The organism is Vibrio sp. Isolate32 (genome assembly GCF_022397955.1).
Taxonomy (GTDB): Bacteria; Pseudomonadota; Gammaproteobacteria; order Enterobacterales; family Vibrionaceae; genus Vibrio.
Map to the genome: position 1 here is coordinate 1 of NZ_JAKEUQ010000022.1, position 13,624 is coordinate 13,624.

At 44.5% G+C, this 13,624-nt stretch carries 10 protein-coding genes, 1 tRNA gene, 1 rRNA gene and 1 pseudogene; 6 read left to right on the top strand and 7 right to left on the bottom strand.

Going from position 1 to position 13,624, the window contains the following annotated elements; all coding sequences use genetic code 11:
- The 4 genes and pseudogenes from L1D11_RS15890 to L1D11_RS15905 all read right to left on the bottom strand — a co-directional run.
- A 16S ribosomal RNA gene (locus L1D11_RS15890) occupies window positions 1–138 on the bottom strand; the annotation flags it as partial.
- A gap of 1,012 nt (window positions 139–1,150) precedes the next feature.
- Window positions 1,151–1,844: pseudogene (locus L1D11_RS15895) on the bottom strand (HD domain-containing phosphohydrolase); the annotation flags it as partial.
- A gap of 144 nt (window positions 1,845–1,988) precedes the next feature.
- Window positions 1,989–2,396, bottom strand: coding sequence for a VOC family protein (locus L1D11_RS15900; protein ID WP_239831765.1), 408 nt, complete (start codon window positions 2,394–2,396; stop codon window positions 1,989–1,991).
- A gap of 473 nt (window positions 2,397–2,869) precedes the next feature.
- Window positions 2,870–2,954, bottom strand: a tRNA-Leu gene (locus L1D11_RS15905).
- 194 nt (window positions 2,955–3,148) lie between these two features.
- On the opposite strand from L1D11_RS15905, the gene L1D11_RS15910 reads away from it, so the two are divergent.
- The gene (locus L1D11_RS15910) at window positions 3,149–3,625 is read left to right on the top strand and encodes an RDD family protein (protein WP_004738663.1); all 477 of its coding nucleotides are present in this window, start codon (window positions 3,149–3,151) and stop codon (window positions 3,623–3,625) included.
- A 59-nt stretch (window positions 3,626–3,684) separates the two neighbouring features.
- Here L1D11_RS15910 and lptG read toward each other — a convergent pair whose 3' ends face one another.
- A complete protein-coding gene (gene lptG, locus L1D11_RS15915; protein ID WP_105025884.1) occupies window positions 3,685–4,755 on the bottom strand; it encodes an LPS export ABC transporter permease LptG in 1,071 nt (356 codons plus the stop codon).
- Window positions 4,756–4,758: 3 nt separating this feature from the next.
- Window positions 4,759–5,859, bottom strand: coding sequence for an LPS export ABC transporter permease LptF (lptF, locus tag L1D11_RS15920; protein ID WP_063522543.1), 1,101 nt, complete (start codon window positions 5,857–5,859; stop codon window positions 4,759–4,761).
- A gap of 192 nt (window positions 5,860–6,051) precedes the next feature.
- Here lptF and pepA point away from each other — a divergent pair, with 192 nt between their 5' ends.
- From pepA to L1D11_RS15945, 5 genes are all read left to right on the top strand, one after another.
- Window positions 6,052–7,572, top strand: a complete 1,521-nt coding sequence (gene pepA, locus L1D11_RS15925) for a leucyl aminopeptidase (RefSeq protein ID WP_004738667.1) — start codon at window positions 6,052–6,054, stop codon at window positions 7,570–7,572.
- 99 nt (window positions 7,573–7,671) lie between these two features.
- The gene (locus L1D11_RS15930; protein ID WP_239831766.1) at window positions 7,672–8,121 is read left to right on the top strand and encodes a DNA polymerase III subunit chi; all 450 of its coding nucleotides are present in this window, start codon (window positions 7,672–7,674) and stop codon (window positions 8,119–8,121) included.
- A 102-nt stretch (window positions 8,122–8,223) separates the two neighbouring features.
- The gene (locus tag L1D11_RS15935; protein ID WP_239831767.1) at window positions 8,224–11,097 is read left to right on the top strand and encodes a valine--tRNA ligase; all 2,874 of its coding nucleotides are present in this window, start codon (window positions 8,224–8,226) and stop codon (window positions 11,095–11,097) included.
- A 232-nt stretch (window positions 11,098–11,329) separates the two neighbouring features.
- Window positions 11,330–11,728 carry a DUF2061 domain-containing protein gene (locus L1D11_RS15940; protein ID WP_171368783.1) on the top strand — a complete coding sequence of 133 codons (399 nt, stop codon included), beginning with the start codon at window positions 11,330–11,332 and terminating at the stop codon, window positions 11,726–11,728.
- Between the two features lie 96 nt (window positions 11,729–11,824).
- Window positions 11,825–12,730 carry a bifunctional helix-turn-helix transcriptional regulator/GNAT family N-acetyltransferase gene (locus L1D11_RS15945; RefSeq protein ID WP_239862623.1) on the top strand — a complete coding sequence of 302 codons (906 nt, stop codon included), beginning with the start codon at window positions 11,825–11,827 and terminating at the stop codon, window positions 12,728–12,730.
- Window positions 12,731–12,738: 8 nt separating this feature from the next.
- Here the strand turns inward: L1D11_RS15945 and L1D11_RS15950 are convergent, their stop codons facing one another.
- Window positions 12,739–13,533, bottom strand: a complete 795-nt coding sequence (locus L1D11_RS15950; protein WP_239862624.1) for a hypothetical protein — start codon at window positions 13,531–13,533, stop codon at window positions 12,739–12,741.
- Window positions 13,534–13,624 lie beyond the last annotated feature (91 nt).

Consider the following 13,624-nt stretch of genomic DNA (forward strand, 5'->3'; position numbering starts at 1 on the left):
CCTAGGCATTACTCACCCGTCCGCCGCTCGACGCCGTTATCGTCCCCCGAAGGTTCAGATAACTCGTTTCCGCTCGACTTGCATGTGTTAGGCCTGCCGCCAGCGTTCAATCTGAGCCATGATCAAACTCTTCAATTTAAGATTTTGTCGACTCAACGAATACTGACTTCAAAACTAATATTCATTCGAAAATGAACATGTAATTCTAAAGCTATTACCCCTCTCTTCTTAAATAAATAGGAACAGAATGGTAATGAATTGACTGTGCCGATAATAAATTATCGATTGGTCACTCAGTTCATTGAAATCATTTTGATTCCGAAGAATCTGTTTTATCTAACGATAAAACGTTTTGATATTCATCAACGAGTGCCCACACAGATTGATAGGTTTAAATTGTTAAAGAGCTGCATTACTCACCCGTCCGCCGCTCGACGCCGTTATCGTCCCCCGAAGGTTCAGATAACTCGTTTCCGCTCGACTTGCATGTGTTAGGCCTGCCGCCAGCGTTCAATCTGAGCCATGATCAAACTCTTCAATTTAAGATTTTGTCGACTCAACGAATACTGACTTCAAAACTAATATTCATTCGAAAATGAACATGTAATTCTAAAGCTATTACCCCTCTCTTCTTAAATAAATAGGAACAGAATGATAATGAATTGACTGTGCCGATAATAAATTATCGATTGGTCACTCAGTTCATTGAAATCATTTTGTTACCGAAGTAACTGTCATTACCTAAGTAATAACGTTTTGATATTCATCAACGAGTGCCCACACAGATTGATAGGTTTAAATTGTTAAAGAGCTTCTCTTCATTGTGACTTGCGTCACTTCGTAAGAGGCGGATATTCTAGCGATTTAATTCTCAGTGTCAAACACTTATTTGGAATTAATTTCTACTTTCTAAAAGCAGGAGTAAATTATCACTCAAAACTAGTTACCTTTACTAATATTCTTCGCTGAAGCCTTATGGCGTCTGCCGTATCAGTGAGGCGGCATTATAGAGACGCCTCTAATATTGGCAAGCATTAAATGCATTTTTTATTGAAAAAAGAGGTTAAGCGAAGACATTTCAACCAAGGACTTATTTGTACCACTTTAAGCCCAACTTTCGAACAAATTACTCACAACACCCTGTGGATAACTAATCACCACTATCGAAAAAGTAACACAATCGAGACCTGGGGTTTAGGTACTCTCTCACTTGTTCAGGCAGTTTATAGGGATTAACCGCATTAACGATCTTGATATCTTTAGCAAGCAGGTCGATTACCGGGGCTTGTGTTCTGGGTACGCTAGGCTCATAGGTCAGCACATTACGATAAAGCATATGCTTGGCATTTACCGAAATCACAATACCAATTGAACCATTGGAGAGCTGAACCACTGTTCCTGGCGGGTACAACCCCATGAACTTAACCAATAGACTTAAGTTGTCTTGGCTATGTAGGTGTTTACCGTTCTTATATAAGTGGGAAAGCGATAAGTAAGGGAACATTGGCGGTGACTGTGTTTTACCATGGCACAAGTTATCAAATGCATTAGCCACCGCTACTATCTTGGCAAACTCATCAATCTCTTCTTCCTTATAAGCCTTCTGGGTAACCAGAACCATCATTCATCTCATGATGCCGAGCAATTACCTTTTTAGCTGTTTCAGGAAAGTCATCTATTGCAGAAACGATATCCGCGCCATACTTAGTATGGAGCTTTTAGTAGTTCTCTTCTGGCAACGTCAATGCGCTCTGCTTTCTTAATATAGCGATAGGTATTTTGATTCTTCCGACATCATGAAATAACGCAGCAAAGGACAGGTCTTTCAACTGTTGTGTGTTGTACAGGAAGTCGTATATGCAAACTGGGCTAAATTCGATCTACGGTAATCTTTATGCTGCCCATTTTTATATATAATGTTGATGATTAATCTCTATTTATAATTCTAATAAAACCAAGCAGCAATTTCACTTTCCTATTTAAGAGGTTCAGCTTAAAGAGTCACAGTGCACCATCCAGCGTATACCGAATTTATCTTCTACTTTGCCAAATCGAGCCCCCCAAAACGTATCTGCGAGTGGAGTCATTATCCGCCCTCCCTCCTTTAGCGTTTCAAAAATTTGTTCTTGAGTTGCAGTATCTTCAGTTACAAGGGAAAGAGCTAGATTGTTACCTTCAAGATCCTTGGCTTTAACGCCATCAGACATCATCAGCTTCATACCAAACGCTTCGAACTCAGCATGCATAACCCAATCAGGTTGAGCTCCCTCTATTACCTGTGGTGCATCACTAAAAAGTTGTTTCGATAAGACTACCCCACCAAAACACTTATGGTAAAAATCTAAGGCTTCACTACAACGGCCATCAAAGAATAAGTAAGGGGTTACTGTTAGCATATTTCTCTCCTTTGTTATTTCTTTAAACATAGACAATAGAAGATAGAATTAAAGGTAACAAGCTGATTTAAGATGATTAATTTAGCGAAGTCTCTAATTACGAAGTTTATCGATTAGATTCAAGATTGAAGCATCAAGATCTGACTGATTGGACAGGTATCCCAGCCACCACCACGAGGCAACCTTTTCGCACTCCAAACACAACAAAGCCCCAACTTTCGTCAAGGCTTTGTCATTTAAATATGGTGCCGGTAGGCGACTTGATTGGGCTTGCATCCAAGCCGACACGCTGGGTTTCAAATTCACAAACGCCCAAAACGACGAAAGGCCGCTATAAAAGCGACCTTTCTATATATGGTACCGGTAGGCGGACTGATTGGACAGGCATTCCTTCCGCTACCACGAAGGCAACGCTTTTCAGACTCCAGATACAACAAAGCCCCGACTTGAGTCGAGGCTTTGTCATTTAAATATGGTACCGGTAGGCGGACTTGAACCGCCACGCCCGAAGGCAACGGATTTTGAATCCGTCGTGTATACCAATTTCACCATACCGGCATTATCGTGGGCATTGCCCTGTCGATGTTTGGCATTATACGTATGCAAGCTGATGTGGCAAGTATAAAAACTTGAATTCACGTGTGTTTGCCGATAATTTCGCCACTAAGTCATAAGCTGTGCGTCATGTCTCTTTTCACGTTCAGCCTTAAACTATATTCTGACGCCTAAATTTTTGAAGAAGTAATAACACCATGACATCCACCAACACATTGCCACCAGCTGGAATGATGCGCCGATTCGGTGCTTTGTTCTATGACGCCCTTATCGTAATCGCTATTGAAATGATGGCAGCTGGCGTCATTATCGCTTTACTGCATGCGCTTATGGCTCTTGGCATTTTTGACCATAGTGGTTATGCCGATGTCAGTGACTTCCTAACCAACCACCCTATCTGGAGCCCGGTTTACACATTTTATCTAGTGGCGGTTTGGGTTTACTTCTTTGTGTTCTTCTGGACTCGAGCTGGTCAAACTCTGGGAATGAGAGCGTGGAAGCTTCGCGTCCAGAACAAAGATGGCTCTGCGATTACTGTCACTCAAGCTCTTATTCGCTTAGGAACTTCTGGTTTTGGTCTAGCCAATCTGTGCGTTCCCTTAGATCCTCAAAAGCGTGGCTTTCACGATATCTGGGCGAAAACAGAAGTGGTTGTGTTGCCTCAAGCACGATAATGTTTCTAAACAGCTTCAACTCAGATCAAAAAAGGAAGGCGTTATGCCTTCCTTTTTCATTATAGCTTCCGCCTCAAGAGCATCACAGCTATTCCGAGGAATACCACGCTCGGTGCTATTGCACCAAAGGCCGGTGGTATCTGATACACCAAACTCACTGGGCCAAAGAACTCACTGGATATATAGAAGGTAAAGCCTGCGATAACACCAGATAGGATTCTTGCACCCATCGTCACACTACGCAGTGGACCAAAAATAAATGACAGCGCCATCAACATCATCACTGCGATAGAGATAGGCTGAGTTATCTTTCTCCACAATGCCAGTTCATAACGAGCGGCATCTTGTTCTGACGCTTTCAGATAAGATACGTAATCATACAAACCACTTAATGACAGCTCTTCTGGTTTAACCGTCACGATCGCAAGCTTGTCTGGAGCGAGTGATGTTTTCCAAGTATATGTTGGCAAATTCTCTTTTGTTATCTGCAGTTCATTTTCAAACGAAGTGACGACAACATCTTTCATCGTCCAAACATTGTCTCCAACGTAATCCACTTCTTTAGAATAGATAGCGGTTTTCAGAGCCTTGTTTTCATCAAAACGCCACATGTTCATACCGTATAGCTTGTCATCATCGATTTTGACAATAAAGATGAAATCATTGGCATCTCGAGCCCAGACACCGCTTTGCGTGGAGATGATATTCCCTCCTGCAATCGATATGGTTCTTAAGTCACGAGCCATCTTTTGCGCTTGAGGTGCCCCCCATTGTCCTAATAGCGTCACCACTATCATTAATGGAATCGCAGTTTTAAGTACCGACAAACCGATATCTAACTTAGAGAAACCCGCCGCCTGCATGACGACCAGCTCAGAGCTCGCCGCAAGCATACCCAATCCGATCAATGCACCAAGCAAGGCTGCCATTGGGAAAAACATTTCGATATCACGTGGGATACTTAATAAAACAAAGTACAGAGCTTGGAGCAGATCGTAGGTACCACGCCCCACTTTTCTTAGCTGCTCTACATATTTGATGATCCCTGAGAGGCCAACAAACGTCACCAATACCAGTGATGTGGTTGCGATGATGGTTCTGCCTATATATAAATCGAGAATCTTAAACACGGCTTAAGCCAACCTCTTATTCTTGAATTTTTCTTTCAAACGCCTTACTGGCACGCTATCCATAAAGTTTGCACCAATCGCGACAATTAACAACAAAGCATTGATTGGCCACATGCCGACTACTGCAGGGATACTACCCTCTTCTATTGCTGATTTGGTTGCACTGATTGCCAAAAAGTAGGTCAGGTAAATCAAAATTGCAGGACCAATCTTAGCGAAGCGTCCCTGTCTTGGGTTTACCGCCGAGAGTGGCACAACAAGCATGGTCAACAACGGAATACAGAGTACCAATGAAATTCGCCATTGCAATTCAGCTTTTGCGCTGTTGTTTGGATTACCGACAAGATCAAGTGTCGGAATCGCTTCCCAATCACGACCTTTCTTCTCCACTTCTCGCTGGCCAATCAAGCCTTCATACTCTTCGAAGTGTGTCACCATATAATCAAGACGAGTTGGGACACCTTCATGACGAGTACCATCGTACATCACGATAACTTGGCGACCGTCGCTGAGCTCTTTTACATCGCCCGACTTCGAATACATAACACTTGGAAGTACAGAATCACGTGGACGCATTTGAGCAACGAACACGTTTTCTAGCTTATTTCCGTCGATATCATCGATGAACACCACAGACGAACCGTCTGGCGTTCCTTCAAACTTCCCCTTTGGTAGCAAATCAACACTGTTCTCTGCTGCCACTTCCTCATACATCTGTTCAACCTTGTCTTGCGACCAAGGGGATAACCAGAATGAGTTAAAAGCGGCAGCCGATGCGGTAATCAAAGCTAAGTACAGCGCCGATTGAATCAGGAATTTGTTACCGATGCCGGTCGCGTTCATGACCACTATTTCACTTTCAGCGTAAAGACGCCCAAAAGTAAGCAAAATACCAATATAGATGCTAAGCGGAAGCATCAATAAGCCCATCGCAGGCATATTAAGGCTAACGATAGACAAGATTAGACTCGCAGGGATAGCACCATCAGAGGCGTCCGCTAACACACTGATGAATTTTTGGCTGAGAAACACGAGAAAGAGAACAAAAAAGATCGCAAATTGGCTCTTGATTGTCTCGCGGATCAAATATCTAACAATAATCACGCTCAAATTACCTATACAAAACTTGTTTTTTTGATTGAATCACTATAATTTCCCGTTGAACCTTTTATTTTTTTAAATTTTAAGCTAAGTGTTAGCGTTCTTCTTTAAGGTTAGTTCCATTATAGGATCCAACAAGTAAGAACTCATTATCTAACATTTAGTTCGATTTGTCTTCAGGATGTAGGAGTACGCATGGAGTTCAGTGTAAAAAGTGGCAGCCCAGAGAAACAACGCAGCGCATGTATCGTTGTCGGTGTGTTCGAACCGCGCCGTCTTTCTCCAGTAGCCGAGCAATTAGATAAGATTAGTGATGGCTACATTAGTTCACTGCTTCGTCGCGGTGACCTAGAGGGTAAACCTGGTCAGATGCTACTACTGCATCAAGTGCCTGGTGTACTTTCAGAACGTGTTCTACTTGTAGGCTGTGGTAAAGAGCGTGAGCTAGGCGAACGTCAATACAAAGAAATTATTCAGAAAACCATCAGCACACTAAACGAAACAGGTTCTATGGAAGCAGTATGTTTCCTAACAGAACTGCACGTTAAAGGCCGCGATACTTACTGGAAAGTTCGTCAAGCGGTAGAAGCGACTAAAGATGGTCTTTACACATTTGACCAATTCAAGAGCAACAAGCCAGAGACTCGTCGCCCACTACGTAAATTGGTATTCAACGTACCAACACGTCGTGAACTGAGCCTCGGTGAAAAAGCGATTGCTCACGGTCTTGCGATTGCTTCAGGTGTGAAAGCATCTAAAGACCTTGGCAACATGCCACCAAACATCGCTAACCCAGCATACCTTGCATCTCAAGCTCGTCGCCTAGCTGACGACTTCGAAACCGTAACGACTAAGATCATCGGCGAAGAAGAGATGGAAAAACTGGGCATGACCTCTTACCTAGCGGTTGGTCGTGGTTCAAAGAACGAATCGATGATGTCTATCATGGAGTACAAGGGCGCACCAGATTCTGATGCAAAACCGATTGTACTTGTTGGTAAAGGCCTAACGTTTGATTCAGGCGGTATCTCACTTAAGCCTGGCGAAGGTATGGATGAGATGAAGTACGACATGTGTGGCGCTGCGTCTGTATTCGGTACTATGAAAGCGCTAGCTAAACTGAACCTGCCAATCAACGTTGTGGGTATTCTTGCTGGTTGTGAAAACATGCCAGGTAGCAATGCTTACCGCCCAGGAGACATCCTAACGACGATGTCAGGCCAAACAGTTGAAGTGTTAAACACTGATGCTGAAGGTCGCTTGGTTCTTTGTGATGCGCTAACTTACGTTGAGCGTTTCGAACCAGATTGTGTGGTTGACGTTGCAACACTAACAGGCGCATGTGTTATTGCTCTAGGTCACCACATCAGTGGCGTTCTATCGAACCACAACCCACTGTCTCACGAACTTGTGAATGCTTCTGAGCAAGCAAGTGACCGTGCATGGCGTCTACCAATGGCAGACGAGTACCATGAGCAGCTAAACAGCCCATTCGCAGATATGGCGAACATCGGCGGCCGCCCAGGCGGTACTATCACTGCTGGTTGCTTCCTGTCTAAGTTCACTAAGAAATACCACTGGGCTCACCTAGATATCGCAGGTACAGCTTGGAAATCTGGCGCAGCAAAAGGCTCGACAGGTCGTCCTGTCTCAATGCTAGTCCAATTCTTATTGAACCGCAGCGGCCAAGAGACTGAAGAGCAATCTTCAAAATAATAAGAAGGGCCTACGGGCCCTTTTTTAATAAGCGCTATTTGTTAGGGCCTGTTGACCAAGTAAGATAAATAGCCACAATTTTCAGTTCGAGTATTCAGTATGCAAACAGCTACGTTTTACATAGTGTCATCAGACAGCCCACAAGCCAGTGAGGAAGGTTTCGCTAACTATGTGCTGTTTCTTGCTCAGCACTTTGCAAAACAAGGCGCTAAACTTTATCTTAACTGTAATGACAAAGCCCATGCCGAGCGTATCGCAGAAGTTTTCTGGCAAGTCGATCCCAGTGAATTTATCGCGCATAACTTGGTTGGCGAAGGCCCGAAGTATTCAACTAACATTGAGATTGGCTACCAAGGTGTAAAACACAATTGGAATCGTCAGCTAGTAATTAATCTGGCCGATAATCATACAACCTTTGCGAACGCCTTTGCTCAGGTGATAGACTTCGTCCCTTGCGAAGAAAAAGCTAAGCAACTCGCTCGAGAAAGGTATAAAATTTACCGTCAGGCTAGATATCAGCTGCAGACTATCGAGATTCAACATCCATAGTCAAACCTCATAGATAAAGCTATCTTTGAATTTAGATTCAAGAAGCTTCACTTATGAAGTTTGACCACGATTAACCATTCACAGTATCCGTTTAAGAGCACTATGGAAAAGACATACAACCCAACATCAATCGAACAAGCTCTGTATCAGACTTGGGAAGAGAAAGGCTACTTTAAGCCACACGGTGACACATCAAAAGAAGCTTACAGCATCATGATCCCGCCACCGAACGTCACTGGTAGCCTACACATGGGTCACGCGTTCCAAGACACTATCATGGATACTCTGATCCGTGCTGAGCGTATGAAAGGTAAGAACACGCTTTGGCAAGTGGGTACTGACCACGCTGGTATCGCAACTCAAATGGTTGTTGAGCGTAAGATCGCGGCAGAAGAAGGCAAAACTAAGCACGATTACGGCCGTGACGCTTTCATCGACAAGATCTGGGAATGGAAAAACGAATCTGGGGGCACAATCACTAAGCAGCTTCGTCGCCTTGGTGCATCTGTAGACTGGGACCGTGAGCGTTTCACGATGGATGATGGTCTATCTAATGCTGTTCAAGAAATATTCGTTCGCCTATACGAAGATGACCTAATCTACCGCGGTAAGCGTCTAGTAAACTGGGATCCTAAACTGCACACTGCAATTTCTGATCTTGAAGTTGAAAACAAAGACAAGAAAGGCCACATGTGGCACTTCCGCTACCCGCTAGCAAACGGCGTGAAAACCGCTGAAGGTAAAAACTACATTGTTGTTGCGACCACTCGTCCTGAGACAATGCTTGGTGATACAGGTGTTGCTGTAAACCCAGAAGATCCACGTTACAAAGATCTCATCGGTAAAGAAATCCTACTTCCTATCGTGAACCGCCTTATCCCTATCGTAGGCGATGAACACGCAGATATGGAAAAAGGCACAGGTTGTGTGAAGATCACGCCTGCGCACGATTTCAATGACTACGAAGTTGGTAAGCGCAACAACCTACCAATGATCAACATCCTAACGTTCAACGCTGATATACGTGATGCGGCTGAAGTCTTCACTACTAACGGTGAAGCGAGCGATGTTTACTCTACTGAGCTACCAGCTAAATACCATGGCATGGAGCGTTTTGCTGCTCGTAAAGCGATCGTTGCTGAATTCGAAGAACTTGGTCTTCTTGATGAAATCAAAGATCACGATCTAACCGTTCCTTACGGCGACCGTGGTGGCGTGGTTATCGAACCAATGCTAACTGACCAATGGTACGTACGTGCTGCACCTCTTGCTGAGCCTGCTGTTAAAGCGGTTGAAGATGGTGATATCCAGTTCGTTCCTAAGCAGTACGAAAACATGTACTTCTCTTGGATGCGTGACATTCAAGACTGGTGTATCTCTCGTCAACTTTGGTGGGGTCACCGTATCCCTGCATGGTACGATAACAATGGCAACGTATACGTAGGCCGTACTGAAGAAGAAGTACGTGCAAACAACAACCTTGCACCTGTAGTCGTTCTTCGCCAAGACGACGATGTACTAGATACATGGTTCTCTTCTGCACTATGGACTTTCGGTACTCAAGGCTGGCCAGAGCAAACTGAAGACCTGAAGACATTCCACCCTTCAGACGTTCTAGTAACGGGCTTCGACATCATCTTCTTCTGGGTTGCACGTATGATCATGATGACCATGCACTTCAACAAAGATGAAAACGGTAAGTCGCAAGTACCATTCAAGACAGTTTACGTTACTGGCCTAATCCGTGACGAAAACGGCGACAAGATGTCTAAGTCTAAGGGTAACGTACTTGACCCTATCGACATGATCGATGGTATCGATCTTGAGTCTCTAGTAGAGAAGCGTTGTGGCAACATGATGCAGCCTCAACTAGCGAAGAAGATTGAGAAGAACACACGTAAGACTTTCGAAAACGGTATCGAACCATACGGTACTGACGCTCTGCGTTTCACTCTTGCTGCGATGGCTTCTACTGGCCGTGACATCAACTGGGACATGAAGCGTCTTGAAGGTTACCGTAACTTCTGTAACAAGCTATGGAACGCAAGCCGTTACGTACTGATGAACACAGAAGAGCACGATTGTGGCATGTCACTATCAGCTGAAGACCGTGCAAACATGGAATTCTCTCTAGCAGATAAGTGGATTGAATCTCAGTTTGAACTGGCAGCGAAAGAGTTTAATGCTCACCTAGACAACTACCGTCTAGACATGGCAGCGAACACGCTTTACGAATTCATCTGGAACCAATTCTGTGACTGGTACCTAGAGCTAACTAAGCCAGTTCTATGGAAAGGTACAGAAGCTCAGCAACAAGCGACTCGCTACATGCTGATCACTGTTCTAGAGAAGACACTACGTCTTGCTCACCCAGTACTTCCTTACATCACTGAATCTATCTGGCAGAGCGTTAAGCCGCTAGTAGACGGTGTTGAAGGCGACACTATCATGACTCAAGCGCTTCCTCAGTTTAACGAAGAGAACTTCGACGCTGAGATCGTAGAAGACATCGAATGGGTTAAGACTTTCATTACTGCTATCCGTAACCTACGCGCAGAGTACGACATTGCACCTAGCAAAGGTCTAGAAGTAATGATCAAAGTTGCTAGTGAGAAAGACGCGGCACGTATCGAAGCAAACAAGGTAGTTCTAAACTCTCTTGCTAAACTAGATAGCCTAACGGTTCTTGCAGACGACGCTGAGACGCCTGCATGTGCGACTAAGCTAGTGGGTCAATCTGAGCTGATGATCCCAATGGCAGGCCTTATCGACAAAGATGCAGAACTTGCTCGTCTTGATAAAGAAGTGAAGAAAACGCACGGCGAAATCAAGCGTATTGAAGGTAAGCTAGGTAACGAAGGTTTCGTTGCTAAAGCACCTGAAGCGGTTATCGCGAAAGAGCGTGAGAAGCTAGTGGGTTACCAAGAGACACTAACTAAGCTTGAAGAGCAAAAAGCGACTATCGCAGCTCTTTAATCCTCGCTTAATGAGAAGCCTTTAAACTTCTTACTATAGATAAAAAGGTTGGCCTTATGGTCAGCCTTTTTTTATGCGATTGGACTTATCAGCCAATACCAGCACTTTCCAAACTCCGCCGACAGCTTGATAGTTTTTGCCTATCAAATTAATCTCTAATACCCATTTTATTTAATGATAATAATTCTCAATAATAGCCTTATCGAAACAACACAACGATTGAGTAATTATCATGAAAAAGACACTAACCTTTGCTGCATTACATTTTACTATCGCATTTAGTGTCGCTTACGTACTAACAGGCGACATCTTAATTGGTAGCTTAATTGCCATGATTGAGCCCTCTGTAAATACGGTCGCCTTCTATTTTCATGAAAAGGCGTGGGCTCAAGTTCCAGCGCTTAAAGCTCGTCAGTGGATGACCAAATTAAAAACCGCCAGCTTTGCGACCATCCACTTCAGTGTTGCTTTTACCGTGGTCTACTTACTGACTGGTGATGCCTTTGTTGGTGGTGTGATGGCAATGCTAGAGCCCGCTCTAAATACAGTCGCGTACTACTTCCATGAGAAAGTGTGGTTACGTAAATCAGACACTCAAGCACCACAATTTTGCGTCCACCAGCACGCTTAAATAGAGAGTCGAATCTTACCCATTGACAAAGTTGCGCACCGCAATTAAATTAATTGCGGTGCGCAACTTTCTCCTCAAGGTACAAGGTAAGTGATGATGAATGCTCGACAACTAAGACACTACTCCCGCCAAGCCGTTCGCTTGCTGGGTATGCTCGATAAGCAATGTGGCGAAATAGCCCTGACTCCTGTCCAAGCCCATGCCCTAGGAGAAATCCAACTCCAACCGCTGACGATCAACCAGCTCGCACAACGATTAAATGTCGATAAGTCGAATGCCAGTCGCACCGTCGCAGGGTTAAACAAGCTTGAGTTGACCGACAGCATCGAGAACCCAAATGACAAACGCAGTCAAAAGGTCACACTCACCACTCGAGGACAGCAGGTGCTGTCTGAGCTCGATCAGCAGCAAAATGCATTCTTCGACAGCATGCTAGAAGCCCTAAGCGAAGATGAGCAGCAAAAGTTAAAGCTTGGGTTAGAGGTTTACCTCAAAGGGCTAACTAAAGTCTGCCAAGCTGACGAGTTTGTATTGCGCCCACTCACTCAAGATGACAACGAACAAGTTGCCGATGTCATTCGTCAAGTCTCTGCCGAGCATGGCCTAACCGCAGACAAAGGCTATGGTGTGTCTGACCCAACGCTTGATGACATGTACTCTGTGTATAGCCAAGAAAATGCGATGTACTGGGTGATTGAGTATCAAGGTGAGGTTGTGGGCGGCGGCGGCTTTGCCCCACTAGCAGGCCGACCAGAGGTATGTGAGCTACAAAAGATGTATTTCTTAAAGCAGACTCGCGGACAAGGGCTGGCAAAACGCACCGTCGCTTTAAGTTTAAAGCTTGCCAAGCAAATGGGTTATCAACAGATGTACTTGGAAACAACAGAGTGTTTGGGGGCTGCAATTAAGCTTTATGAAGCGTTAGGCTTTGAGCATCTAGAGAGCGCTTGGGGAGAAACGGGCCACGACGCTTGTGAAGTGGTCATGGCCAAAACGTTATAGTGCAGCTTCTAGCGTAAAAAATTACTCACACAAGACGCAGGATTAAGAGCAACAAAAGAACTCTCTTTTTGCCCATCGAGCTCAACCTCTAATTGATATAAATGCTTAGGGTTGGGCTTATCAACATTAAAGACAATCGGTGCTTCAACTTGGAATACAACGCCAGTGTGTTCAGCACGGACATCGATCGGCATCACCAGTGTCATACCATCGAACTTAATTGATGCCGATACCAGCCCAGCTTTGAGCGTCTGGTAGATCACATCCACCTTAAACTCACAGCCACCACCGTGGTGCCAGATCTGCTCAGTGACAACTTGGTCTAGCTTCACATTGCGAACAAACTGCAGATAAGGAGCTTGCCAAATCCCCATTCGAGAGTCTGATTTAGCAATGGATGGCGAAGACGATGGCTCATCCATGTCTTCTTCGAGCAACAACCCTTCCTCTTCTTCAAGAAACAGGATCTCAAAGCGGTTTCGACCAGGCTGCATGTAAGGGCGAATGTCTTTACGGTACTCTTCTTGGCTGCCATCACAATCAAAGACTGCTACACCATTAAGTCGCACTTCAGCAAAGTAATCAACACCCGCAACGACTAGCTCAACAAAAGGGCAAGCCAGCATCGCATCATCGACTTCAATGTCGTGCATTAAATGCCACTCTTGCTCTGCGATTTGCTCTTCACTCAAGGTATCAGGGAGCTTTGAACTCAACGGAGCCGGAAAGGTAATGTCATCTTGTGGAATAGAAAGATCCGTCAATGGCGAAATTTGCCAAAGACCATCGAGAAGTAACCGCATATCATTCCTTGAGCCAGATCAATTTTGACCGCATTATAATGAATGAATGCATTTAAAGACATTTATTTTTCTGAGGATAAAAAAATGCCAG